This is a genomic window from Leyella stercorea, from assembly GCF_021531355.1.
Lineage (GTDB): Bacteria > Bacteroidota > Bacteroidia > Bacteroidales > Bacteroidaceae > Prevotella.
The window spans coordinates 26,810-52,346 of the sequence record NZ_JADYTS010000012.1 but is presented as its reverse complement, the minus strand read 5'-3'; the positions used below and the strand labels follow the sequence as shown (position 1 = coordinate 52,346).

Below are 25,537 nucleotides of genomic sequence, written 5' to 3'. Positions count from 1 at the left end.
CCAAGGCTTTTGGGCTCAAGAAAACGAGTCGCATAAAGGCTTTTGTCTTCAGATTCATCTCCGTACCTGCCAAGTGGATCATGACTGCAAGGCAATACGTGCTGAATATCTACACAGAGAACCGAGCTTATGCAAAACCCTTCAAAACAGAATTCGGATAAGAATCCTTTCTTTCCGGTTTGAATCTGCGTATTACCTCAAGTCGCATCGTGGGGTAAGGGGATGGTGGCTACATATTGATGTTGTGCTGTTGCTTTTTACTGAAAGCTGCTACTAACGACTCATAAATCTACCCTTAATCGTGTATTGGATGATAGTTGCGGATTTTAGGTTAAACTCATTCTCTATCTAACTTTAATAGGCCGTTTGTGTCGGTCTGTCCTGTACTAATCCCTCTGTATCAATCAATTCGGGGGGGGTAATTCGTGTTTCCATAATCTCAGTCTATGATTTGAATATATTCCGGCTTCACCTCAGCTGAAACCGCCAGTAGGTCGGGAATAATGACGACAAGCTGCCGACCTCTCTTTTTTGCCACTTTTATGAAGTAGCCCTCCACCTGGTCGAACGGTCCGCCATGTACCCTTACTCTTTTACCTTTTTCAATGTTGATTTTATCTTTTTCCTTGTTGATTTCGCTGATTTTGTAGAAGTGTACCTCTTCATCTGCCTGCTTGCACACCTTGATGAAGTTGGTCATGTCTTCATCAGGTACAGTCAGATAGACAAGTTCTCCGCCACTTTTCCATGTGACAAACTGTAGGTCGTAATAATAATTGTGTTTGAAATCAACAATCTTCTGATGACTTGCATGCACAAACACCAGACTATGGATGACGGGTACCATGAAAAAGACTTTCTTGCCCTTGACAGTGCGAAGGACTTTCTGCTTGGGTATGAAATACTCTAAGCCATACGTTTCATTAGAGAGCCGATCTTCGGCAGTATTCTCGTTCTTGTAGGCCCGCATGACATACCACAGTATCTTATCCTTGTCCAATACATTCACCATACTGTTTTGACATGTGTTTTTTGAGAAAAGAACGTACTCATGGTTCATCCCGATATGCGTATCGGTCTGTATATCAGCAACTTTCTATGTGTTTCAACTACAATAGTCATCTATTCTCATCTTTCTGAGTCCACCCCCTGCAAAGCCCCTCTTTACGACATAAAAATTCGGTCGGAAAAGGTATGCAAAAGATGTTTCTCTCTTTAAGAGAAATATCGTTTTGCTAAACAGTTGATATTGAGGTATCATTTTATCGTAAAAGACATATTTGCTCAACAATTGCTTGACGGAAATCAACAAATTTTAGCATTTTTGTAAAAAAGTCGCTATATAATTTGGTGAATTGGAGTTATTTTCATATTTTTGCATCCCGAAGAGTTTCTCTTAAAGAGAGAAACACCTTTTTGCTCAACAATCCCCGACTTTTTTATTATAGTTGCGGTATCACACCGCAATACAATAGTTATAAATATTGAAATAAAGGTGCAGTGAGACGCTGCACCTCCTAAAGAGAATTGATGATGAGATTGTTGGCGTTGTCAACGACAGAGGTGTCCAATGAGGAGAGGTATATCTGTGTGGTTTTCTCGGAGTCATGCCCCAATGCCTCGCTGATAGTAGATACGGGCACGTTCTTGCTCTTGGCTATGCTTGCCCAGGAGTGGCGGGCTACGTAGGTGGTCAGGGGTACGGACAGGCCTATCATTTCTCCGATTTTCTTCAACTGCTTGGTGATACGGCTATAGGCATTCTTGTACTGTCTCCAGAATATGGCTCCCTCTCCTTTTGCTATAGGGAGCAGGTAGGGAGAATCATCTGTTTTGTACTTCGCCACTATCTCCTGCATGGCAGGTTCCCATTTGATGTGCAACTGTTGTGAGGTCTTCTGACGGCGGTAAATGAGCGTACTGCCATGCAGATTGCTTGGTGTAAGTTGTGCCATATCGATGAACGACATCCCACGGGTATAGAAACTGAACAGGAACATATCCCTTGCAAGCTCCAAACGGGGGTTCAGACTCAAGTCCAGCTCTTTCAGTTGCTTGATGATTTCCAAGGGGAGTGCCCGCTTGACGGTCTTGTCGATGCCGGTATATACATGCTTGAACGGTGAGGAAGAGATGACCAGTCCGTCATCTACGGCATGATTGTAGATGGTGCGCAGGTTGCGGATGTAGAAAGAGGTGGTGTTGCGGCACAGTCCGCTGTCTTTCAGCCACTGTTCATAGCCTTGTATCGTTGTCCCATCGACTTCCTCCAATGGCACATCGCCTCCTTTCAGGTAACGCTGGAGGCTGTTGAGGGTGGTTTTGTACCTTGCTACCATCCGCTTCTTGCCGATGCGTCTCAGTTTTTCGTTCAACTCCAGCGTATAGCCGATAATGCCATGTAATTCTTTTCCCTCATGGAAGTTGTCAACGACGGTGTCTGCTGTATATGACTGCCCTTCCTTGTCCAACCGTGCAATGACCAACAGCAGTTTCTTCCTGTCAGCATCCAATGTATCTTTCAAGGAAAGAAGATAGGCTTGACGTTGTGGAGTGACGGAAGTTGGCAAAATGATGTTTGAATGGTCCGCATCCCACTCTGAGGAATAGATTCTGTACTCTGTATGGATCTGACGTGCCACACGATTGTGTATCACCTGATAATACAGGCGACCCTCTTTCTCTTGAACAGATGATGTTCTGAACTTTAATTTGATGGATGCCATAATGCTCTGACTTTAACATTGAAATTGCAATTATTACCTTTATATATAATATAAGTGACAGACAAACAGGTATAGGAGGGATGGTGCCTCACCGCTCGGCATACAACAGCTGATATTCCACCCACCTCCGTTTCCTAATGGATGCCACTGCTTTTCCCCTCCATTTGCAATAGCTCAGATAGAGTGGCAGGATGTCCCTGTCGCCACGTTCCAATCGGGTGAGCAGGGACGCTTTCGGGTATCGTCCATTGCCTAACAACTTGGCTGGTCCAATCTGGTACGAGAGGGTGGCAAGCAGATAAGCATCCCTGCCATAACGGGCATATAGGCGCAGGTGCCGGAGGAGGTCTGTCCGTAACAGCAAATCTGCACGCTGACGTGTCAGTGTTTTCGGGAAACGCTCTCCCTTCTGTAGCTGGTGACCATAGCCCACATAGCCCGGTGTGGTCTTTGGGTCGTGCCAACCCTCGAAGTGTTTGGTAATGGCTACCATCCGTTCAAACAGTGCCCTGTCAATGGTTTGGCTTTGACAGGGCACGCTACAGATGGCCAACATGCTCAATAGTACGATGATGTATCTTCTCATTACATTATTTTATATAGGAGGTGCGATGTCTCACCGCACTCTAATCAATATCACTACATCATAGTGCGGAACTGCTGAATCTCTTTAATCATGGCTTTCACGTCCTCCCCAACCTGAACGAAGTTCTTGTAGAGGATGCGCTCTCGCTCTTCTTTCGACTTGAACTTATAGAACTTAGGGAGAGGGACATACTCCGATTCCTCCTTCTTTATTTCCGTCATATCGAAGTCGGTCTTGCAGTAGAACTTGGATGTCTTGAACTCCTCGCTCTCCTGGATGTTCATGCTTCCGTTCATCCCGGTCTTGGTGACTACGAAGTCACGGGCGGTCTGTCCACATATCCAACCTGTGGGCATATCGGAGATTTTGCTTGCAGGCACCAGGCTGTCCATATTCTCATTGAGGTTGATGGAGGTCTTGTCACGGTCGATGGTCACGCCCTTTTTGAGTTGCACTACTTTACCGAAGATGTCACTCGACAGCCATTCGAGGGTTTCCTTGGCTCTTGCCGAACCGCTCACCACATTGCCCACGGTGGTGATGATTTTCTGCATACCCACCTTGCCATAATCGGCTTCCAACTGCGGAAGTTCCTGAAAGCCAAGTGCCACGCTCACCTTGTTGCTTCGGGCTGTGCCTATCAGTCGGTCTATCTTGTGGAAATACAAGGTCGGCAACTCATCGACGATGATGCTGACAGGAACGTTCTTGCCCTGTCCTGTATTCACCCTCGTTACAAGGCGGTTGAGAATCAAGGCATTCAGTGCACCGATGATGCTCTCCATCTCGGGGTCGTTGGCAATGAGCAGATAACTTGGATTCTTCGGGTCACTGACCTTCAGGTCGAAGTCATCGCCGTCCTTGTGGAATATCCAGTAAGATTCCTTGGTGGCGAGACGGGAGGTATAGACACGTAGCGTGCCAATCATACCTTCCAACTGCTCCATGGCTTTGTTGGCAAAGGCAGTCTGGAACGGGCCAAGCAAGGGGGCTACCTCGTTGTCGGTCTGAAGTACCTCGAAGATGGTCTGATAACTCTCATTGAGGAACGATAGGATATGTGGCATGTCGCTGTACTTGCCCAACCAATAAGCGGGCTGCACCTCCGCGCCCGAATGGTCGAACACCCGTCCTGTGGGTATCAGCCTTTTCGTCTTTGGGTCTTCACGCCGCTCGGCAATCAGCATCTTTCCGTCCTTGTCGTAGGGCTCCTTGCCGTAGTTGCAGAAGAAATAGATGCAGGCGGCAAGGAAGTTGACGGCAGAGGTCTGGAAGAACTGGTCGCTGCCACCGCCGCCTTCCTTCTTGCCTTTTTGCAGGGATTCAAGCAGGGTCTCGGCGGTCTCGCTCGCTGCGGCAAGGTTGTTGATGTACTTCAACTGGATGGGGTTCACACGGCGCGAATACTCCACATCCACAAAGTTGATGATGTTGAACTTCATGCCATGGGGCATCTTGCTGTCCTTGGCATTCTTGTTCTTCAAGTAATGATAGTAGAGTTTGGTGGCGAGAGTGGGAAACTTATAGTCGTACACCACCATGGCAAAGCCCTTCTCGCTGTGCTGCCTGATAAACGGCTCGATGATGGAGAAGGTCTTACCAGAACCAGGAGTACCCACAACCCATGTGCCACGGAACGGATTGACGATGTTCACCCATCCCTTGCGGAACTTGCCCTTGTAATAATAGCGCATAGGGATGTTCACGCTGTACTTGTTCTCCTGCAACTCCCTGCATTGCTCAAAGCTCTCATTCTCGAAGTTGAAGCGGTCTTTCAGCAGCCCTTCCTTCAGGAACTTAGAGATATTGTCGAGGGCGATATGCACCAATACGACACCGACGATGGAAGTGAGCATATAGAGCCAAGTGTTCAAACGGAGGGTATAGAAACAGGGCATTATCGAATGACCGAACAGCCATACGGACTGCACAATCAGCAGCACTCCCGACAGCAGCGGATAGAGCACCTGCCTGCGAGCGTCAAACTCCAGATGCTTCTTGTTGCGCGTTCCCACACAGGTGATACATATCAGCAGGAACGTAGCCACCTTGCTATACACGAGGTTGCCGTCATGGTAAATCATCCACCGCTTGATGCGAGTGTGGATATCCGTCACTACGCCGCCCAAGAAGTCCAACTGCTCCGGCTCCAGTGCGTAGGCGAAGAACTCCATCAGGATGGAGACATAAATCACCGCCCTGAATATCTTGTAAAAACCCTGTAACTCTTTGCTTTCTTCCATTTACTTTACGATGATGTTGGGTGATAATGAGAAAAGATGAAGGATGCCACGGTGGACACCCTCCAATCCTCTTATGAGTTTTATTCGTAGCCGTTGATGGTCTTCTCAGACTCTACTGTCCACGGAGAAATAGTTGCAGATATGACCTCCAAGGTGTTGCGTACAGGCTTCAATGAATAGCTGTAGGAATGACCCGCTTTCCACGTGTCGTTTGTGAGGAATACGAAGTTCTCCCCATTGCTGAGTTGCAATGTCATGTCTGGCATAACCTGTGCAGGAACATAAAGCGTATATTCCATGTGGTCACTTTGTGGGTCGCCGAAATAATAGGTCGTCACCGACTCGTCACTGCATTCTACCTTTCCGGTCTTGATGTTGAAAGTACCGCTGTCAAAATAACCGACGAACGTGAGTAGGCTTCCTGCAAAATCATTGGTGGTGAAACCGTATTCTGGTGAGGTATAGACCTTGATGATGACACGCACCATCTGATGGGTGAAGTTCAATGTAAGGCTCGGATTGGCGTATGATGCCGCTCCACTGGCAAACAGAAAATCATTGACCTTCTGCTCACTCTGTACAGCTGCCTCCGGCACTTGGAACTCTATGAGGTCGTTGGTAGGATTTGCCGTATAGGGATAGTAGGCATTGAAGGTGTGAGTGTCTGTGTCCGTGAAAAACACCTTGTTGGCTGACACAAACTGATTCGTGCCGCCGCTTCGGGTGAACTTCATATTGTTGATCATCCCTGTGGAAGAGATGCCAATCATATCATTGAGTTCCCACTGGTTGTCAACGGCTCGTGTGGAAACGGCAGGTTGCAGCATCTCCAGATTGGTGAATACCTGAAGCTGCTTGGTTGATGTGCTGTCGGTCACGACCACAGAACCTCCGCCACCGGGCAGGTAAATCTCATTGACGATGTCTTGGTCACAGGACGTGAGGAGCATGGCTCCAAGTCCCAACATTAGAAACAAATTCTTTTTCATGCTTTTTCTTTTTTAATTGTTGTACTTTGATGATGATACGGGTGATACTCGATGTCTGTATATGGGCTAATCCATAATCGTGATGATGGGTCTCGCCTTATGCGGCTGCCACTTGGGAGTCTCCTGTATGGCACCGCTTCCCAGTGAGTAAAGCCATGCCTTGGCGGTCGCTTGTCCTTCTACCTCCGTTGAAGTCCAATACCAACAGTCATCATCCTCATCGGGGATAGGTGTGCCGCCGCATTTCAGGATGTATGGGTTGATGATGTCCTTGGCATGATAGAGCAGACGCATCTGTGCCACACTGGGGATATAGGCACTTTGCCCGTAACGCCACATGTCGAAGACACGCTCAGCCAAAGGCGACTTCACATCGGTCGTGCCATAAAGGGCAAAAGTGTTCTTGTTGCCGTCGTAGGCGGTGAGGTCACAGGATGTGTCCTGTTCCACACCGATACTGTCAGCAAAGGCTTCGGGAGCGATGTCCCACAGATAGACGGCATATCCGTTTCCCTCCATTTCTTCCCTCTGATTGACGTTGAACACCACTGCAATGGCTTGCTTGCACGATTGCTCGTAGGTTTCGTAGGGCATCACCTTGCCGTCAGTGGTCAAGATATGGGTGACCTTCATGGCTGTGTCGGGAAAGTCCTGATGCTCGTCACAGGCAGTCAGCAACACCGTTGCCGCAACTGCCAAGATTGAAAACAGTTTCTTCATACGCATAGTCATTTTACAGGAAGTTTCACACCCAGGACAATACCCGTTCTGAACAGGTCTTCACCCTTGATCATCACATCGGTCTTCACCTGCCAGAAGAGCTTCCAGCCGTGTCTGAGTGTATAGTTTTGCTCATAGCCGAGGTGGATGCCACCCAAGAACCTGTCAGTATCGCTACCTGCCGATGCTCCTATGCGCATGTTGCCATGGTGGTTGCGTCCTCTTGCCACACAGGGCTTATAGGCAAAGCCGAAACCATAACTGCGGTAGTTGTTCCAAAAACTCTCAGGACAGACATGACCGCACGATGCGCACTCGTTCCACTTGATATATCCGTTTGCAAAATACTCCCACGCATTGTGGTACTTCGTCTCATACTCGTAGGACAGCGTCACGTCCAGTCCTCGCTCATACAGGCATCCGAACCCCAAGGATATGCGGTCGCTATTCTGCTGCGCCATTGCCGGAGTCATGCTTGCCATAAAACAGATGACAACGAGTAAGGTATGCACAAGCCAATTCCTCACTCCTAATTCCTCATTCCTAATTCTCATTATTCCTCCTCCAACAGTATATGGTTAAACGAATCGGCAGACAGCACATCCTCATAGTCGATGCTGAGCGAGATGGTGCGTCCACTTATCTGTTTTTCCGACAGCTCGATGGTCAGCACCTTGTCGTTGGGGAAGGTCATCTTCTTCACCACAATCACGTTGCGATAGCCATACTTGAAGGTCTTCGCATCGTCCAACACAAGAGATGGGGTCAGTTCCACTATCTGCGCATTGGTAGCCTTGCTCTGCTTCTTGTCCGATAGTTTGATGCGCATCTCGTCGATGTCGAAGCGGATGTTGGTCTTGTTCTCCACGGAGAAGTCGATGAAGAAATATTCGCCCACGCTGTAGATGTTGTTCAGGCGCATTACCATGCGGTGCATCTTCGTCGCCACGTTGCGGTATTTGGCAGACGATGACCATATCTGACGTGCATACTTGGTCATGTCGGCAGTGGACAGGCTTACAGCGGGATTGTTGTAGGCATTGCGCTCCGAGCATTCTATTTCCTTATCGGTTACTGCCTCCTGCATCCTCGTGGTATAGAGCAGTGCATACTGCGTGCGGTAGCGTTCCGTCACGATTGTCACTATCGCCAACACCTCACCGTCGGCATACACGTTGTCCTTCGGCTTCAGGCGGATGGTGTTGTTGATGGGTTGGTCGCCCACCACCTTGTCTGTGGATATATCGACAAAGCGGATGGGTTCGGAGGCGGTGATGACGGTGGTCACTTGGTCGTTGACCGTCAGCTGCTCCATCTCCATGTAGGTGGTCTGCGCCTTGGCTGAAAGCACGCTCAGCGAAAGCAATGCACAGACATTCATTTTCTGAAAACAATTCATATTAGTTGATTTTTTGATGTTTATACTCTATGAGCCACCGTTCCCGACAATTCCGTTGTCGGGCAGTGTCTATTTCCTTTTCTCTTTCCCATTTACAAGGTAAACAAACGTCCCATACTTCAGCTTCACTTTGTTCTTCTTGATAGCCTTGCTGATGGCATTGCTTGTCTTCTGGTAGGCATTGGTCACGGCTTGCATTCCCCATTGCGAGAAACTGTTGTTCGCTCCACTCTGGTCGATGTTCATGTTGCTCTGCATAGCACCGCTCGCCACATCTTTCGTGGTCTCACGGAACTGGCTGCCGGGGACATACAGTCCCTCCAGTCCGTCCGTGTCATAAAGCGAAAGCGAAACCTTTATCAGCTCGTCATCCACAAGGATGGAGTTGATGCTACCCTTCACTCGCTGCGAACCGAAACCGCTCATGGTGGCATAGAGGTACGACCCTTTCTTCACCACGGTCTCACCAATCTCAATATCGTCCAACAGTCTCAGCCGCACCCTCGACCCGTCCGTAGCCTTCACGTCCTCGTCAATGATGGCCTTGATGAGCTTTGGCTCATGCTCGTTCTGCGTCAGGGTGTTGAAATAGTCCGAAGTCACCTTCACCTTCTTCACCACCTCCTGTGCCTTGTCCTCCTCGTCCAGTGCCTTCACCGCCTTGCTGTCCTCGGCAATCTGACCTTTCACCTCAATCTGCTCCTTGGGAGGCCCAGCCTGTGTGGTATCCTGGGCCACGGGGGCAACTGCCGCCTGTCCTCTCAGCCTCGCTTCGGCGAGTGCCTTGTTGAGTGCTTCGAGTGCTTCCGCTTCTCGCGCCTTGGCATCGGCCACTTCGGCTGCATCGTCCTTCTCTTCTGCCTGACGGACGAGTTCCGCAAGGTCTTCTTCTGTGTACTTGGATTCATACGCTTCTTTCTCTTCTTCGTTGTCACGCTCAATGTTATCAACAGCCGAATAGTCTGCTATGCGACCATACGACTTCGCCATGTTCTCATACTTGCCACCGATGCCGTCACCATTCTTAATCTGCGCTCCGGGCAGGTTGGGGTTCAGAAACTCGGTGGTCTGCAGGTTCTTGTCCTGCGTTTCCGCCACCTCCGTATTGAACATGTCAAAGACAAAATAGCCTGTGGCAATCAACGGGATGTACACGATGGCTGGCAGCATGTACTTCGGCTGACGGAAGTTTATCTTATCTGTTATTCTCATCGCTGTCTGATTTTGATGTTACTGACTTGTCTCGATTCTCCTCGTTGGTTCGATGCGTCACGGGAGGAGTGATGCAATGGGCTGCATTCATCATCTGCTTCATGCGCCCTTCCTGCCGCTCGATGGCACTTGCAGCCTCCGTCCGATGACCGTAATACCGCACCATCCTGTAGATGTTGATGCCGAAGCACGTGGCGACAAAGCCGAAGACGATGACGAGAAACAGCGTCTTGTGGGCATTGGCAAAGCCTTGCACCTTAGCCGCCGCACGGTCTATCCTCGCGGTCTTGGCAAACTTGCGCCCTGCCGCCACCTCCTTCTCATACCGCTTCTTGTACTTGGGGTCGTTCTTGTCGGGCATATCCTCGCCCACAAGCATCCGTCTGATTCCTTTTACACTCATACCGCTAGGATATTAGAAGTTTGACTTCGACTTCTGCTCAATATCCTTGTTGAGCAAGGTTCTCCAGTTCGTGATGAGCAGTCCATGAGGATTGTTCTCCGTCCTCGGCACGCGCTTCACCTGTCCCGCCGTCACCAATTCACGCATCAGAATATTGCTCCTTCGCTCTATCCTTTGCCTACCGTAGTAGGTGAACTCCATCTTCTCCTTGTTGAACTTGATGCTGTCGCAAAAGATGCTGAACACGGCACTCGTACCCATGATATTGTTGTAAAAGCCCTTTTCCTTCAGCGTATTGTACTGCGCCAAACCAGTTTCATCGACCAAATACATCGCCTTCTCCATCGAATAGCGGATGTACTTGTCATCGGGAGCAAGCGTAAAGAAGTAATGGTGGAACATCTCGATATGGCTCTTTGCCTCCACATCCAGCGTTTCCTCCATCGTGGTGCGGTTCACCAGTATGGGCACGTTGCCGTCCAATACATACACCTTTTGCTGCGCGTCCGTCACCATGCAGCGCGCCGTCCAGATGCTCGACACCGAGATGATGATGCAGCCCATGAGGAACGCAGAGCAGATGATGCCCACCAGCTTGATTTTGTTTTCTAAGTTCTTGATTACCATACGTTACTGCTTGTTTGAGGTCTGATTTCTCTTCATTCTCACATATTCACGGTGCAGGATGGTGTATATGTCCTTCTCAACTTCTTCCACCAGTTTGGCGTAATACTTGATGCAAGCCTCTACGTAGATGCCTTCGTATTTCAGTTGGATCCACACCCACCAGATGTCACGTTCACGTCTCCGTCGATTTCTGTAGATTTTGGCACGATGCAAGCGATAACTCAGGTAATCTACCATAGGCACTACATACTCGTCGTTATCCTCAAAGCCTTCTGCCATCTCCTCATACTGTGGGTCGATGTAGTTGTTTTCGGAATTGAAAAACTCTTCCTTTGCACGCTTGTTGGCAAACGCCATGAATTTCTCATCTTTGAGCCAACGCTCAATTTCATTTTTTGCTTTCATTTTTCTTGATGGTTACTTTTATTTGTTTCAATAGGAGGTGCGGTGACTCACCGCACACTCACATGTTATCTCATCACGGTCGCCATGGTTCCCGTAGCCGTCATCTTGGCTTGTTGTGCCACGCCCTCGCCGAAGTTTCGGGTTGAGAAGGCGGTGTCGCCCTCTGGTATCATCCATGCCGCAAGGTCGGGCACGAGGTTCAGGCATTTCAACGCCACGATGCTCGCTGCCATCAGATAGCCTGCCGAGAAGAACGAGTTTTGCAGATAGGCTGCCATCGTCTGCTCACTGGCGGTGATGGCCGTCAGGTTCTCTACCTGTATGCAGAGCACAATATCAAACAGCAACAGGACGTAGAAACCGACGAAGTAGAGCATGGCTCCGTAGAAATGAACTGTCAAATAACGGGTTAGCCACTTCGCCCACGCTCCTTCCCACTTGGGCAGCAACGAAAATGCCCATTGTATTGGACCGAATATAGTGAGCATTCCGAGCAATATCTGCTGACAGTATATCGTCGCCCACCAACCGATGCGGAACACGATCAGGGCTATCAGCATCACTATCTTGTCGATGCCCACCACGGCCCCTGCCGTCAGTGAGGTGAACCACAGTTTGCTGGCATCCTTCTCCATGTTGGTCACTTCGTCCACGCCCGTCTGCTCCATCGTCGCCTCTATCAGGTTGGGGTCTGATGTGCCCTTATGCGCCACGTCTGCCTGTGCCTGGAGGTCAGTGTACATCGAGTCCCTGACATATACCAACTGCTGCACCTCCTCAAACTTGTCGGAAATTTGGGTCGCCTCTGCCTCATAGAGGTCGTGGGTGTAACTGCCGATGCAATTGGGAATATAGGATAGAAAATCCAATACGCACCAGCTGCTGCCGCTGTTGGTCATGCCTGTGTCAGCAGGTGGGTACCACCAACAGAGGATGATGCTCACCACCAAGGGCTTGAACAGTTTCATCACGTCCAACGGTTCGTTCTTCACCATCATCTTGTAGGCCATGCTTGCCGCCACGATGATAGAGAACAGTGCCGCCAATGCCATACACATTTGGAGGATCCACCAGAACGGCCCTTGTGAGCCTGTGAAGGTGGCATCGGTCAGGAACTCGTTGGTCTGGAATATCACATCGTCAATCTCCTCTTCGAGGATGTTGATGCCGAAATCGCTGAGTATGTTGTCTGCCATCAGTGCCTGGTTCTATTGTTGATAATCTCTTTGATAAACTCTATGCCTTTCGGTGTCCATGACAGATAGAAGTGGTAGAAGCAGCGCATCCTGCCTGTGACATATACCGCAATGCCCTTGTCCTGAAGGTCTTCACGCAGTTTCCACATTCCATATTCCTTGGTGATGATGCCTTCCTCTTTGAGGGTCTTCACAATCTTGCCGTAGTAACTTCCGACATATTTGTGAAGCTTTGACATTGAAACTACCTCTAAATCAGATGGCATATAATGCTCATCAACGATGGGTGTCCTGCCGATAACGCTGATTCGCTTCGGCATCCTTGACATCTCCAACTGCCACTTGCCGTTTTTCCTCTTGGCGGCATAGAGACGTAACTGTATTTTTGATATTGATTCCATAGCTATTTCTTTATTTTATGTTCTTTCGATAACAGGAATGACTCCCACGCTCTTCAGTTTCTCATAGAGGAAGCGGCGACCTTTCTGTGTCCATTTGGTGTTCATGCGCACATCCTCCGTACCGTCCTTGTGTTTAATGAGGTAGGTCTCGCTGGTCACATAACCGCAGTCCTTGTAGTCGGCATACAGAATCCACTGCTTGCCACGCTGATACTGGATGTTCATCTCCTTCAGACGTCGGTTGAAGCGGATGGACGACTCGCCATAGTCCTGTGCTATCTGTGTGACCAGGACACTGCTCTTCGTGGCAAGGATGATGTCAAGGTAACTCACCTTGTCCTTCATCTCCGTCACCTCCTGTTGCAGGTCATCCACCTTGGATCCCAACTCAACGATGCGTGTCCTTTGGTGTTCACACTCCTGTTCGACAAGCAGACGCTTTTGTCGTTCTTCCTTCAGATTGACTGCTAACCGTATCAGGAAGTCTGGCTCTGCCAATGCCTTCTCGATGGTCTGCTGTGTCATATAGGCACCATGCTTGCGGATAGAGGGGAGCACCTCCGATGTCACCCACTTGCGGAAACGTTTGGCTTCGGGTTTGCGACTGTCAAGGATGACATCATACAGTCCGTCTTCATTGATAAAGTTTGTAACCTGTTCTCTTCCAAGACTATCCGAGATGGGGTACTTTGAAAGTACATCATCCGAAAGTCGTTGTACCAACTTGCTGGTTTTTAGTCCAAGAACTCTTGCCACATCAGCCAAACAGAACAAGGGTTGCTCTGGTGTTCCTGTGGTTCGGACTGCTCCAAATTCCTCGTTGTTGAAAATCTGAATATCGTTCATATCTCTATGCTGTTTTGTGATTATTTCTTCTCTTCCCTTATTTCTATCTGTTCACACTTTCTTCACCCTCACCGCTGTTGGCATCATCGCCGTCAGTGCCTGTCGAGCTCCTCACGCCCTTCATGTTTTCCTGCCAACGGCTCTTGGCATCGCTGATGATGCTGCCTTTATGTACTACACGGTCGTTGGTGGCTGCCAAGAGGGCGGTAGTCTGGCTTTGGGTGTTGAGCTGCACAAGGTATTTCAGTAGTGTCTCGTTCTGTGTCGTCAGGTCGGCATAGATGCTAAGATACTGCCGCTTTCTCTGTGCATTGGGCATATAGGCATCCTTGGTGGCTTTCACGGCACACTGGTACATATTGTACAGTTCCTCCCACCGACGCTTGTCGTTGATGGTGCCTCCTGTAGGGATGATATGGTCTATGTTCGCCTTCATCTTGTCCAACTGACCGTTGATCTTGCTGCTTTCGGCAAGCCAGGCGAGGTCTATCTGTCGGTCGGCTACGTTCAAGGCTTCCACCTCAGCACGCTTGGTGAGGGCAGAGTCTATCTTCTCCGCATCATCTACTTGGTTGTAGAGGTTGATGCCGGCAAGAGTGCGGAAACCTAACTTGTTCTTCTCTGCCGCTGTCTTCTTATAGTTGTTATGTAACAGCCAATAATAGAACTCAGGGGTGAGAGAACCGCCACCTGTCTCCATCACCGTTATCTGGTTCTGCTTGGAGGAGTCGTGGTTGTAGGTCACGCTCTGGGCTGTGGCTTTGATGGTGGTTGCTACCGCCATGATGAGTATCATTGTCTTCTTCATGTCCGTTCTTCTTTTGTTTACAATCCGTCAATAGTCAAGTTTTCCTGCCACTTTCCATCGGCTGAAGGCATCTTCCAGTATCTCTTCCTTCGTCCTCGTCCGATACACCTTCTCCTTCCAATAGCCCATGCGCAGCTGCACATACCGCCATGTCTGGAAGTAGGCTTGGTTCAGATGTTTTTCTATCAGGTCCAACGAATTGTTGATATTGTCCAACACCATCAGCAGGTCGGAAGTTGAACAGGCTGCCGCTCCTGTGGCATACAACACGAGGTCGTTGACGCTATGGTAGAGTTGGCTTCCTTCGTTGTATATGTTGTCGATGGCTTTCTTGTTGATGCTGATGAGCATCGTGTCAGCCAGTTCGATGTGTTTCCGCTTGATGACCTTATCATTGAAGTCCTCCAACAGGTTCTTGTAGTCACTGATGCGGTCGCTCACCGTCTGGTAGGTGCTCTTCACGTTCAGCACCGTGCGCAACGACTGGTACATCACATCGATGATGTCGAAGGCCCGGGTGTATTTGTCCAAATCCACATTCAGTTCCTTGTATTTGCCCACCTCTTCACTGCTGTATTCATGCAGCAGTTGATTGCTGTACTCCAAAGTGCTGCGTGCCAGCAAGAGGCTGCGCTGCTTCTTGTGGTCGTTGATGTATGCTTCCACCGATACCGCATCGAATCCCCATTGCGCCAAGGCTGTATTGGGGAAGAGGGTAATCAGCAGGAGAGCTATGATGATGGTATGTCTCATTCTCCGTTCCTCCCTCAGTTTTCGTTCTCGTTATCTTCACCATTCCCTCTGTTAGGGTCTGCATTCTCTCTCCATCGCTCGTAGCACTCTTCAATGAGTGTCCTTCTGCGACCTTGGTCTGCGTCGATTGAAGGAAGAATGTCCTTCAGCACGTCAATGATGCTGCGCTTGTAGTGCATCATTTTTTCTAATGATACCAAGTCGGCGTAAATCTTGGTGATACGGCTATCTACTTCACGGGCTATCTCCAGACGGTCGCTCGACCAGAGCAGGTGTATTACATCGTCATTGTCGGCGGTCTGGGTTGCCTCGCTCTTGGCATATTCTGTGGTGATGCTGCACGACGGGAACTCCTGGGCTATCTCCGAGATACGGCTGTTCACCTGCCTCGTCTTCTCCTCGTCAGAGGCATTCGGGTCAAGGGTCAGCACATCCACCACCTGTGTGTCGGTGTATTCCGAGGTCAGCTCCCACGATATTTGCAGTATCGCACGGTGTATCTTGATGCCAAGGAAGTACTTGGGCTTCCTTGCAATGGACAGTGTCGCCTTGAAGGTGATAATGCCGTTGATGTTGGGCATGGTGGCAGTTCGGACGTAGGTGTAGCCGTTCCACGAACCGGCACCTTGCCACGTGAGATTGTAGGCTGACTTCACATCCTGCATGATGGCAGGGATGCGGTAGTAGTCATCGGTGGAGGTGGCATTGTCGTTAGCCGCCTCGCTCTTGGCATTCTGTATGTCTGCCAACTGCTGCTGCCATGTCGCCAATTCCTTCTTCAGGTTGTCTATCTTCGTCTTGTTGACATTATGTTGCTGCCGCAAGGCAGGGGCTTCCTCCACAGAGGCATTGGCTATCTGCGTGAGCAGGTTCCTGTTCTCTGTCTCCAACTGGCTTATCTGCGCCTCCAACAGGGCTATCTTGCTATTCGCCTCACGTTCCTTCTCGTCCAGTTCCGATAGGTCGAGATTATTTTCTGATACGCTTGTCCTCATGGCGCATTCCTTGCTGTGGGCATTGAGCGAACCGCCGCACTCACGGCACTTGTACTGCGTGCTGCCCTGTCCGAGGGTGACACCGTCCGAACAGGTGACGCTGATGGTCACGCTCTCCACGCCCTTCAGTTTGGCGGCATCGGTGGCTTGATAGTAACGGCGTGCGTCACTGCCGATGTAATAGACATAGCCCTCCTCGTTGTCGTTATACTCCGAGAGACGTGCCTGCAACTGACGCTTGAAGGTATTCAAGTCCATGCTGTAGGAGTCGAAGACATCCTCATACACCTCTTCCACGTTGTTCCAGCTCTTGGTAACGTGTATCTCGTAGGCGTAGGCCTTCTTGGTCTGCTTGCCGCCACGGCTGATGATGTACGACGACATCCAATAGTTCATCGTATAGGTGAAGCCGTCGCTCTGGGCGTTGAGCTGCTGCACACGGCTGCGGCTCCATCCGGCATGGTTCTCCGAGTTGGCCAGTATCTGCTCTCGCTGCGTGCTGTTAGGGTAGAAGTTGGGGTCGGAGGTGTTGATACGATACCAATGGTCACCGTTCAGAATACTGTTGTCATCGGTCGGCGGATAGTAGTCACAGAGGCTTACGCTGCCTTGGTCTCGTCGGGCAATGTACCAACGCTGTGTATAGTAGTTGCCCTGCGTCTCGCTCAGATAGTCTGTCATCCACGAGGTGATGTTGTAGTTGGAGAGGTCGAAGAGGGCTGCCACGTTGTCCTCGCCACCCACCAGACTAAGGAGTGTGCTGCCGATGCCGTTCTCTGCCTGTTCATAGAGGTCATGGTGGTTGTCATAGATGTCGATGATTTTACTCACCTTGCCATTGAAAAGGTCGTTGAAGGCACTCTGCTGCAAGAGTGCGCCTGATGCCCCGTTGATACCTGCCGTCGCCAACGATGCTCCCATATTGTAAAGCGTCTCGATGTCGGCGGTGAGGTTCTCCACGGTGAAGTTGCCGGGCACACTGGCGATGTCATCCAACAGCTGCTGCCAATCTACATTGCCTATCTCCGAGAGTTTGAGGATGGCGGCTATCTCTTGGTTGATTTCCAAGAACTGAATGTCGGCAAAGGTCAAGCTACTGTTGGTCACGACACTCTCAAACTGCATACACAGCGACTTTGTGTCGGCGCATATCTTCATCAGGTAACTGCCCCAGTAGAGGGCGGTCTGCGGACTTTTCAGCATCATTCCTGCCACCGTCCATATCTTGGGCATAATCTTGTTCGCCACCATATTGTGGATGCGGCGGTAATAGTAGTTCTCCGTGCTACTGCTCCAAATGCCGAGGTCGGTGAATGCCTTGCGCTCCAAGAACTTGGCAGCGAAGATGCCGGCAGTGGCAACCTCTGCGGCATTGTAGTGCTTCAAGATTTCGCCCACCTGCTCGTTATAATAGCTCTCTGCCATAGCTCCAGCACCGAATGCGGCAGCCATGGCGGCAACGATCTGCTTGTCGTAGTTCACGCTGTAATACTGCGCATGAACCCTTCCCACGACAAGTGTAAGACACATATATATTATAATAAGGTATAAACGTCTCATTGCTTCACTACTTTACGTTTTTACTACTTTCAGTTTCTACTATTCCACTACTTTACTACTTGTAGTATTTACTATTGGTAGTATTCACTACTAATCGTATTTACTACTAATCGTAAATACTACCCAGCCACCGTTCCCGAAAGTTTTGCTTTCGGGCATCTGGGCTTTACGTCTATTCCGGGATTTCCGTTTCCATCAATCAGCCCCCGTGCTCGCCGTGTCAGCGGCGAGTGGCTCCATCGTCCGTCAAATTGAGCACATGCCCCGCCTCATTGACCTTCTGCGCAAATGCCAACGACTTCCCGATGCCACTGGCATCCCAATCTCTGCAATACCGCTCGATAGCCTCCTGATGTCTGCACTTCAGTTCATGCTTATAGAGTTTCAATGCCTCCTTCTCAGCTCGCTCGGTGGTGTAGGTCATATAGCACTCGTGCGGCTCCTCCACACCATACACTCCGCTCGTCGATCCACGTCGGATAAACACCTCACGGAAGAAACTTCTTCCCTCCTTGTTATCCAAGCGGTTGACAGTGAATATCTTCTTGCAATCCACATCCGTCAATCCTAATATCGCCTTGATCTCGTCGAATCGCTCACGAAATTTGCTTTGGTCGAGCAGCATCACCACGTCGGAGTTGTTGATGATGGCTTCCTTCACGATGGGACTGCCGATGATGTCCTGTATCTCCTGTGTCACTACGCCCACGCTCGCCCAGAACTTTCGGGCTGTCTTGTATAGGTACTTGATGTACTCGGCCATCAGCGGCGAGGCGATGGCTTTCCATGCCTCCTCGATGACAAGGCACTTGCGGTTCTTCTTCAGGCGCATCTTCTGCAGGAACACGTCCATGATGATGAGCGTCACGATGGGGAAGAGCTGCTTGTTCTCCTTGATGGCATCCACCTCGAAGACGATGAAGGTCTCGTCGAACAAGGTGCTATCCACGTTCTCGTTGAGAATCTTGTCGTACTTGCCGCCACGGTAGAAGTTTTGGAGCATATAGGCGAAGTTGTCGCAGTCGATGGTGGTGATGTTGTTCTCGATGCAGATCTGGTCGAGACGCTCACAGGCGAACTCATAGAATGAGTCGAAGGAGAGGGTCTTCACGCTCAATGCCATGCGCCGTTCCTCCAGTCCCTTGATGAGTTTCTCCACCTTGTCGTGTATCTGCGTCAGCTCCGTGCCGCGCCGCTTCTCCATGGTGGAGAGGTTTTTTCTCAGTGTCTCCTTCTGTGAGGAAGGATAGGGCTGCACACCGTTGAAATAGAAATCGTAATACTCCGTCACCAACTGCTCCACGACACGGAACTCCAGTTCGGGTATCTGCGTCTCCGAGCCTTTCCATATCAGCAGTATCAGGTTCTTCAGGAAGTCTATCTTCTCAATGTTCAGCTCCCGCTTGCTGATGTTGAAGGGGTTCATGGTGATGGGCTTGTCCTCCGTATAGGCGATGTACTTGCCGCCCACATACTCGCAGAGTCCCTCATACGAGTTACCCGTATCGACCATGACGATGTCGGTGTTCTGCTCCCACAACTGACGCACCACGCTGTTCATGTGGAAGCCTTTTTGTATTTCCTAACACGCTGAGCCACAGCACTCTCTTAAAAACAACAAATTCAAAACGGTACAAATTTTGAACAGGGGAAATCTATAGTTCAAGGCACTCGGCAAAGAGAAAAAACTATGACAGGGGCAAAAAGCAGTTTTAAGATTATTTATGAAAATATTTTGGGCAATTTTGGCTGGTTGCTATCCAAAGAGCGCATTTTTGATGAAAAGTCCCACTTTCATCAGCCATAAAGAGTGAGACGGTCGAAAAAGAAAAAGAGGGATGAGAGAGCCTTCTTGGTGGCTTCAACATTGGGCGAAAATGGATGTCTTGTACCTCAGTTGTATCTCAGTCGGCATATATTGCTGATAGACAATGCAGGTTAATAATTCGGCGGCAATAGTAGTAAAGTACATAGCTCAATGTTGGTTAATAAACATACAATTGTTGTGTAAATAGCCGATAATACCTCTTTTTGAAATTACAAAGTGAAGATTTTTCTATAAAAATTTGGTTTATAACATAAAATTGTGTACTTTTGCAAAGAAATCCGATATATTTTTATGAAGATAAATCGCATAAAAGAAATCTTGGATGAGAAAGGAATCTCTCAAACATGGTTGGCAAAAAAACTCAATAAGAGCTTTAATACTGTCAATTCGTATGTCTGCAACCGTTCTCAACCGACTTTAGAAACATTGCTAACAATAGCAAAAATTCTAAATGTAGATGTAAGACTTTTAATTGAAAATAATGAAGATGAACAACTTGATAAATAAAATCACAGCAGGAAACTGTGTTGAATTAATGAAGCAACTCCCAGATGCTTCTGTGGATATGTGTATCACATCACCCCCATATGACAATCTGCGGACATATAAGGGCTATAGCTTCCCGTTTGAAGAAATAGCCGCAGAATTATTCCGGGTAATAAAAGAAGGTGGTGTTGTTGTATGGGTTGTCAACGATGCCACAATTAATGGTACTGAAACAGGAACGAGTTTTAGACAAGCATTGAAATTCAAGGAAATAGGTTTTAATATTCATGATACAATGATTTTCCTAAAGTCTAACCCCATTCCGCAGATTTACAGAAAGAGGTACACAAATGTCTTTGAGTATATGTTCGTATTTTCAAAAGGAACAGTAGCAACGCATAATCCTATCTATGTTCCTTGTATGCATGCAGGACTGGAACTTAAAGGTACTACATATAAAAATTTCTCAACTGGTACACAGACAAGAGGAAAGATGGCGAAACCTGTAAAAGAGGATAAACTAAAAGGTAATATATGGGAATATGTAGTTGGAAAAAAAGCCGTTGACCAAGAAGCAAAGGGTCATCCTGCACCGTTTCCATATGACTTAGCAAAGGATCATATTTTATCATGGACTAATGAAGGCGAAATTGTATTAGACCCAATGTGTGGCAGTGGCACATCCATTGTTGCAGCGAGTGATTTGAGGAGAAAGTACATCGGTTTTGATATAAGCGAAGAGTATTGCGAACTTGCAAATAAGCGTTTAGAAAAGCATAAGGCACAGACAGATAATGATTTGTTTTATAGTAATCGAATAATTTAACTTTAGACATGTTCATAGATAAGTACAAAGACAAGCAACTCAATGATAGTTTCGATTATATTGAGAGATTTATTAAATCTAAAGTGAAAAACTGGGAAGTCGCTCCTAATACATCAGTAATAGAACAGGAGTTTGCTTCTCAGATAAAATCTATGACCAATGATGATTTTGCATTGTTGGTCATGCATTCTGGATATATTCCCGAATTTTATCTGCCAGATTCTTCCCAAGAAACACTTTATTCAAAGTTGATAGAATCTTTGGTCTGTGAATGGGCAAGAAGAATAGGGTTTACTGATTCTTTCCTGCAAACCCAAAAATCAAACAAAGAAGATGTAACTATAAAAAGAAGGAATAATGTTATTGTGTGTGATGCTAAAAGTTTCAGATTAGGAAGAAGTCAGGCAGCACCTAATGTCAAAGATACAATTAAGAAACAGGCATATACAACATGGCTTGACCAATACAAGGAGACAAAAGTCGGAGGATTGGTTACATTCCCATCTTTGCATGACTGGAAAAAAGGAAGTGAAGCCTATTACTATTTTACAGAAGGAAATCCCCCAATAATGATGCTCTTTTATGAACAAATGGCATATATGTTGAAGAAGGGAATCTCATACAAACAGGTCATTACCTTTCTTAAGAACTATGACAAGATTTTCCCAGAGGCAAAACAAGACAGGTCGTACTATTGGGATGGGGTCAAGAACCACCTTCTTGCTCCAACCCAAAAAGACAGGGCTGCATATAATAGGTTTATGGAAGAAGCTGCCAAAATTATTAAAAAGAAGGTCAACCATGTCATATCCCAGATTGTTGCATATCTTGCAGAAAAACGTGGTATGATAGAGTTTGAGCTTCAACAACTTAGCATCGATGAGCTTCGGAATATAGCGATTGAGGCAAGATATAAGAATGAATGCGAAGATATTGAACGGCAACAATACAATATTCTTAGATTTCGTCCACATGATTAAATTCTGACTGATATGAAAAAAGAATATTTTCTTCGTCTTAGATGTGCCACATGTGGTCGCGAAGACAGTTTTGAGTATAGTGATGACAAGTCATACGTTAAATGTACTTTTTGTAACAGAGAGTACTTTGGTGGCATTGATGAATTGAAAGAACTAAATGAGGATGCCATTGAGGAAGTTAAAGAAGAGATAAAATCGGACGCAAAGAGATACTTAGAAAGTGAAATCAGAAAAATTTTCAAAGGTAATAAACATATAAAGTTCAAATAGATGGATAGCATATTAGGACTCTTCAAAGAATGGGGCGGTCATATACTCTCTGGTTTTGGAATAATTGGAGGGCTATGGGCATATTTCCGACATGACCGTATTATTAAAAATCAAGAGAAGTTACTAAACGAGCTGCAAATAAAGCAACTCTCTAAAGCTGTGGATGAAGAAAATAAAGCTGAGATAAAGTGTAACTTCGTAGCATGTAAAGGAGGAGGTCGTATCCGTTTCGTTAATGCTGGTAAATCAGATGCCAGAAATGTGCGGATAGAAATTCTAACTCCTAAAAAAGAATTGGATGGTTTACTTATGTATAATGACTGGGGAGATTATGATTTAATCAATCCCCAATCATATAGGGAAGAGTCTGTAGGATTATGTATGGGTTGTCCTGATGTAATAAAGATTAAAGTTTTATGGGACGATGATTATGAATTAGGAAGAAGTTCTATTTTGTCAGTTCAGTTATAATGTATATCATTAACATGCAAAAACGCTCAGACTGAACTGATAAAGCAATACAATCAGTACTGCAATTATCGTCTTAAAGAATGCCCTTGCCTCGGAACATCTCCAACAATCCCCTCCAACTCCCTATCCACCTTGTATAGTTCCTCTTTGGACAAAGCATATATGCAGTCAATCGCCAGTCGGTTGGCTGCTATTTTTCTGTGTGCGAGGATGGTCTCTTCGCCACCGATGGAGGGGCGGTTTGCACCGCTCGCCTCCAGATAGTTGTTTACTGCGTCACGCATGGTGAACTGTCTCATGCCTGTCTTTGCCCAGTAGATAAGGGCATCGGCTGCTGCTTTTCTTGTCTTGCGGTATTCGTTGTCTGTCATAATTCTGATGTTTTGAGTTTGCTATAAAAGTTTAATACATATCCAAATGGTTAATTCAACCAAGATGATTGCCCAACTCACAAAAGCTAAGCCGAACATCCAGGCATAGGTGCGACCGTTGAAGTATGCACCCTCCTCGATATTTCGGATTCGTTTGAGCTCCTTTTGCTGGTGAGCGAACAGTTCTTTTATCCGCTTCTCATGCTCGTCAAGGGATTGCTTGAAGGCTGAAATGGCGGTGTTGTTCCGCTCGTCCAACAGAGCAAGTCCTTCATCGTTAATGCCTACTTTGAGGTTGCTTTGCTCAGCCTTGACTATGGCATGGCAGATGCCGTCAACGATGTTCTCCGTACTCCTGTGGGCAGCCATAAGTGCCACTTTCGTTGATTCCAATCTCTGATAGGCATAGCCCAGTTCCTCCTTGGCTTTATTGAGTACTTCCTTGGCTGATTCAATCTCTTCCAGAGTCACCTTGATTTCGTCTTTGCCACTCTCGATGTTCTCGTCCTCCTGCATCTGATTGTACAGGTTAAGCACATCCTTTGTGGCATCTTTCTTGTTTCTTCCCATACCGTTTTTGTTTGAAAGTTATCGTCTCATGCCTCTCTTTATAGGCTTGCAGAGGCTGTTTGCCTGCCTTGCGCAGCGTCTTGCCCAGTCACGGTCATCCTCGTCCTTATCCCGACCCCAACCACTGCCAGGACTGCCACCGCCACCACAGGACTCAGACATAGATGTGGCAGCATCGAGGTAGTCCATGAAGAGCAGCATAGCCACATTCAGAATGTCAGTGTGGCTTGCAGATCCATTCTCAGGGACTTCGATACAACTGTTCATCGTGTCGTATGCGGTTCTTTGCATGACTATGTTGAAACGCTCGCCATCAACCTCAATAATCTTCCTCAATCTGGCAGGAGGGACAAGTTTGCTATCATAGGTTGTCCGAGACTGACCACTTGAAACTGCCGTATTTCGGCTGTCCAATGTAGTAGCGCTTGGAACAGAAGAAGCAGGTCTTTGACCAACTGCAACAAGGGTTGTCTGTGAGTGCAGTTTACGGAAGGTATTCCCGATTTTCGATGCTGTGAGATTCCTGCCTACACCAAGTTCTGATGCCTTGATGGTCGTTCTGCCGAAATTGAAGCGATAGCCATGCACCCTGCCTTGACCAGTCTTGTCACGGATAAGCTCGATGTCATATCCCTTTGCCTTCAATCGGTCGGCATATTCATCCCAGTCAAAGAACGGCATTGACCGCAGCACATCCATACATGCTTTGGTCACCTCTGCAATACGCTCCTGACGAATATCCATGGCATCCTTCCAGCCATGACGCTTATTGACTGCTTTCGCAGCCATCACGGCACGCTCACCGATGAACTTCACATCATTGAGATTACCATCCATGTCGATGCGGTTCACCACCAGATGCAGGTGGGGAATACCACTCTTGGAATCACGGTGAAGGGCGGCAAAATACTGCGAGTTGGCGATGTTGGTCGGCTTGACCGAAGATGCAGCCTTGCTCTTCTTCTTCCCGATATGGTTCACCTTGGAGATGCCATCCAACTCACGGATGAACTCGTCAAGGAATCTCCGCCAGTCTTCCATCGTCCAGTTGCGTGCCTCTTCCTCAGATGGGGAAAGCTCAAAGCGGATGGACGTCAGTTCGATGGGCTTCTTGACATACCTCTGCTTGAACATAGACTGATGCAACACCATTTCATCCCACATCCCCATAGGCGGCAGACCCTCGCTAAGATGGTTGGTCTTGACGATGTCCGCACGGTTGTTCTTGGTTGCGTAATTGGTCATTGCCTGCCCATGCTGAATTGCTGATGCTTTTGCTATCATAACATATCTAAGAATTTGTCCCTAATGCGGCTCAATTCCTCTATCAGGGTGTTGATACCTTGGAGCCAACGCTCCATGAAGTCGGCTCTCTTGAAGAGTTTCAGCCTCTCCGTCTGTGGCAGGGCATGAAGCGCATTGCGCACATAAACCAGTTCAGACCTTGCCCCGATTAAGCCCTTCAAGGCTTCCTCCTGCCCTTCGGTCATGGGTAGGGAAGGTTTGTGTCCGATGCCTAAGTCATGGAGATAGGTGCTCTTGCTCCTGCCTGACAATCGGGCATTATGCACTACCTCATTGTATTCTTCTTCTGTGAAACGAACGTCAATGTGTCTGGTCTTCGGAGGTCTCTTCATTGATGTCTTCTCCGTATTGCTATTCTTGTCTTTTGCCATTGTAAATGGGGTTTATAAAGTTTATACTCTGATATAACAGGACAGCCAATGTGAGCCTGCGAACATTCAAGAATGCCAGTAGGAAGCGGTGGGCGAAGCGAAACCGTCTGACACTGGTACTTCTTGTTTAGACCTCCGAAAAAACTACGGCTAATAGAGGTGCCGGCTCCTGAATAGCTTGTCTGTCAGG

At 47.9% G+C, this 25,537-nt stretch carries 27 protein-coding genes and 2 pseudogenes; 6 read left to right on the top strand and 23 right to left on the bottom strand.

Annotated features, from left to right (window positions below; all coding sequences use genetic code 11):
- Positions 1–161 (top strand): annotated as a pseudogene (locus tag I6E38_RS04980) (IS1380 family transposase); the annotation flags it as partial.
- Positions 162–439: 278 nt separating this feature from the next.
- Here the strand turns inward: I6E38_RS04980 and I6E38_RS04975 are convergent.
- From I6E38_RS04975 to I6E38_RS04885, 19 genes and pseudogenes are all read right to left on the bottom strand, one after another.
- Positions 440–1,012 carry a UpxY family transcription antiterminator gene (locus tag I6E38_RS04975; RefSeq protein WP_008021340.1) on the bottom strand — a complete coding sequence of 191 codons (573 nt, stop codon included), beginning with the start codon at positions 1,010–1,012 and terminating at the stop codon, positions 440–442.
- A 505-nt stretch (positions 1,013–1,517) separates the two neighbouring features.
- Positions 1,518–2,726, bottom strand: a complete 1,209-nt coding sequence (locus I6E38_RS04970) for a putative resistance-associated DNA invertase (RefSeq protein WP_005816149.1) — start codon at positions 2,724–2,726, stop codon at positions 1,518–1,520.
- Between the two features lie 88 nt (positions 2,727–2,814).
- Positions 2,815–3,312: a lysozyme family protein gene (locus tag I6E38_RS04965; protein WP_005816141.1), complete on the bottom strand. Its 498-nt coding sequence runs from the start codon at positions 3,310–3,312 to the stop codon at positions 2,815–2,817.
- 53 nt (positions 3,313–3,365) lie between these two features.
- Positions 3,366–5,555 carry a type IV secretory system conjugative DNA transfer family protein gene (locus tag I6E38_RS04960; protein WP_005816140.1) on the bottom strand — a complete coding sequence of 730 codons (2,190 nt, stop codon included), beginning with the start codon at positions 5,553–5,555 and terminating at the stop codon, positions 3,366–3,368.
- Positions 5,556–5,635: 80 nt separating this feature from the next.
- Complete coding sequence (locus I6E38_RS04955; protein WP_005816138.1) at positions 5,636–6,544, bottom strand: fimbrillin family protein; 909 nt, start codon at positions 6,542–6,544, stop codon at positions 5,636–5,638.
- Between the two features lie 66 nt (positions 6,545–6,610).
- Positions 6,611–7,264, bottom strand: coding sequence for an Lcl C-terminal domain-containing protein (locus tag I6E38_RS04950; protein ID WP_005816136.1), 654 nt, complete (start codon positions 7,262–7,264; stop codon positions 6,611–6,613).
- 8 nt (positions 7,265–7,272) lie between these two features.
- Positions 7,273–7,746 carry a hypothetical protein gene (locus tag I6E38_RS04945; RefSeq protein WP_425285375.1) on the bottom strand — a complete coding sequence of 158 codons (474 nt, stop codon included), beginning with the start codon at positions 7,744–7,746 and terminating at the stop codon, positions 7,273–7,275.
- 71 nt (positions 7,747–7,817) lie between these two features.
- Complete coding sequence (gene traN / locus I6E38_RS04940) at positions 7,818–8,663, bottom strand: conjugative transposon protein TraN (RefSeq protein ID WP_005816133.1); 846 nt, start codon at positions 8,661–8,663, stop codon at positions 7,818–7,820.
- Between the two features lie 69 nt (positions 8,664–8,732).
- Positions 8,733–9,875: a conjugative transposon protein TraM gene (traM, locus tag I6E38_RS04935; RefSeq protein WP_005816128.1), complete on the bottom strand. Its 1,143-nt coding sequence runs from the start codon at positions 9,873–9,875 to the stop codon at positions 8,733–8,735.
- Positions 9,859–10,278 (bottom strand): hypothetical protein, encoded by a 420-nt coding sequence (locus tag I6E38_RS04930; protein ID WP_005816127.1) that lies wholly within the window; start codon positions 10,276–10,278, stop codon positions 9,859–9,861. The genes traM and I6E38_RS04930 overlap by 17 nt, the downstream gene beginning before the upstream one ends.
- Positions 10,279–10,290: 12 nt before the next feature.
- Positions 10,291–10,905 carry a conjugative transposon protein TraK gene (gene traK, locus I6E38_RS04925; protein ID WP_005816126.1) on the bottom strand — a complete coding sequence of 205 codons (615 nt, stop codon included), beginning with the start codon at positions 10,903–10,905 and terminating at the stop codon, positions 10,291–10,293.
- 3 nt (positions 10,906–10,908) lie between these two features.
- Positions 10,909–11,310, bottom strand: coding sequence for a hypothetical protein (locus tag I6E38_RS04920; protein ID WP_005816123.1), 402 nt, complete (start codon positions 11,308–11,310; stop codon positions 10,909–10,911).
- 65 nt (positions 11,311–11,375) lie between these two features.
- Complete coding sequence (locus tag I6E38_RS04915) at positions 11,376–12,506, bottom strand: hypothetical protein (RefSeq protein ID WP_005816122.1); 1,131 nt, start codon at positions 12,504–12,506, stop codon at positions 11,376–11,378.
- Positions 12,506–12,907 carry a hypothetical protein gene (locus tag I6E38_RS04910; RefSeq protein WP_005816121.1) on the bottom strand — a complete coding sequence of 134 codons (402 nt, stop codon included), beginning with the start codon at positions 12,905–12,907 and terminating at the stop codon, positions 12,506–12,508. Before I6E38_RS04910 ends, I6E38_RS04915 begins: the two co-directional genes overlap by 1 nt.
- A 15-nt stretch (positions 12,908–12,922) precedes the next feature.
- Positions 12,923–13,753, bottom strand: a complete 831-nt coding sequence (locus tag I6E38_RS04905) for a phage antirepressor (RefSeq protein ID WP_005816120.1) — start codon at positions 13,751–13,753, stop codon at positions 12,923–12,925.
- Between the two features lie 43 nt (positions 13,754–13,796).
- Positions 13,797–14,561, bottom strand: coding sequence for a DUF5045 domain-containing protein (locus I6E38_RS04900; RefSeq protein ID WP_005816119.1), 765 nt, complete (start codon positions 14,559–14,561; stop codon positions 13,797–13,799).
- Between the two features lie 27 nt (positions 14,562–14,588).
- A complete protein-coding gene (locus I6E38_RS04895) occupies positions 14,589–15,314 on the bottom strand; it encodes a hypothetical protein (protein WP_005816118.1) in 726 nt (241 codons plus the stop codon).
- Between the two features lie 14 nt (positions 15,315–15,328).
- Complete coding sequence (locus I6E38_RS04890; RefSeq protein ID WP_235392955.1) at positions 15,329–17,869, bottom strand: hypothetical protein; 2,541 nt, start codon at positions 17,867–17,869, stop codon at positions 15,329–15,331.
- Between the two features lie 220 nt (positions 17,870–18,089).
- A pseudogene (locus tag I6E38_RS04885) lies at positions 18,090–19,442 on the bottom strand (TraG family conjugative transposon ATPase); the annotation flags it as partial.
- Between the two features lie 546 nt (positions 19,443–19,988).
- On the opposite strand from I6E38_RS04885, the gene I6E38_RS04880 reads away from it, so the two are divergent.
- Genes I6E38_RS04880 through I6E38_RS04860 form a run of 5 tightly spaced genes read left to right on the top strand, consistent with a single transcriptional unit; the run spans position 19,989 to position 22,730 of the window.
- Positions 19,989–20,204 (top strand): helix-turn-helix domain-containing protein, encoded by a 216-nt coding sequence (locus I6E38_RS04880; RefSeq protein WP_235392954.1) that lies wholly within the window; start codon positions 19,989–19,991, stop codon positions 20,202–20,204.
- The gene (locus I6E38_RS04875) at positions 20,179–21,009 is read left to right on the top strand and encodes a DNA-methyltransferase (protein WP_235392953.1); all 831 of its coding nucleotides are present in this window, start codon (positions 20,179–20,181) and stop codon (positions 21,007–21,009) included. The genes I6E38_RS04880 and I6E38_RS04875 overlap by 26 nt, the downstream gene beginning before the upstream one ends.
- A gap of 8 nt (positions 21,010–21,017) precedes the next feature.
- The gene (locus I6E38_RS04870; protein WP_235392952.1) at positions 21,018–21,989 is read left to right on the top strand and encodes a HindIII family type II restriction endonuclease; all 972 of its coding nucleotides are present in this window, start codon (positions 21,018–21,020) and stop codon (positions 21,987–21,989) included.
- A gap of 12 nt (positions 21,990–22,001) precedes the next feature.
- On the top strand, positions 22,002–22,259 hold the full coding sequence (locus I6E38_RS04865; protein ID WP_235392951.1) for a hypothetical protein: 258 nt from the start codon (positions 22,002–22,004) through the stop codon (positions 22,257–22,259).
- Positions 22,260–22,730 carry a hypothetical protein gene (locus I6E38_RS04860; RefSeq protein WP_235392950.1) on the top strand — a complete coding sequence of 157 codons (471 nt, stop codon included), beginning with the start codon at positions 22,260–22,262 and terminating at the stop codon, positions 22,728–22,730.
- Positions 22,731–22,795: 65 nt separating this feature from the next.
- Here the strand turns inward: I6E38_RS04860 and I6E38_RS04855 are convergent, their stop codons facing one another.
- Genes I6E38_RS04855 through I6E38_RS04840 form a run of 4 tightly spaced genes read right to left on the bottom strand, consistent with a single transcriptional unit; the run spans position 22,796 to position 25,347 of the window.
- Positions 22,796–23,101, bottom strand: coding sequence for a hypothetical protein (locus I6E38_RS04855; protein WP_235392949.1), 306 nt, complete (start codon positions 23,099–23,101; stop codon positions 22,796–22,798).
- Between the two features lie 21 nt (positions 23,102–23,122).
- Complete coding sequence (locus I6E38_RS04850) at positions 23,123–23,671, bottom strand: hypothetical protein (RefSeq protein ID WP_235392948.1); 549 nt, start codon at positions 23,669–23,671, stop codon at positions 23,123–23,125.
- An 18-nt stretch (positions 23,672–23,689) separates the two neighbouring features.
- Positions 23,690–24,955: a relaxase/mobilization nuclease domain-containing protein gene (locus I6E38_RS04845; RefSeq protein ID WP_235392947.1), complete on the bottom strand. Its 1,266-nt coding sequence runs from the start codon at positions 24,953–24,955 to the stop codon at positions 23,690–23,692.
- On the bottom strand, positions 24,952–25,347 hold the full coding sequence (locus I6E38_RS04840; RefSeq protein ID WP_235392946.1) for a plasmid mobilization protein: 396 nt from the start codon (positions 25,345–25,347) through the stop codon (positions 24,952–24,954). Before I6E38_RS04840 ends, I6E38_RS04845 begins: the two co-directional genes overlap by 4 nt.
- Between the last annotated feature and the right edge of the window lie 190 nt (positions 25,348–25,537).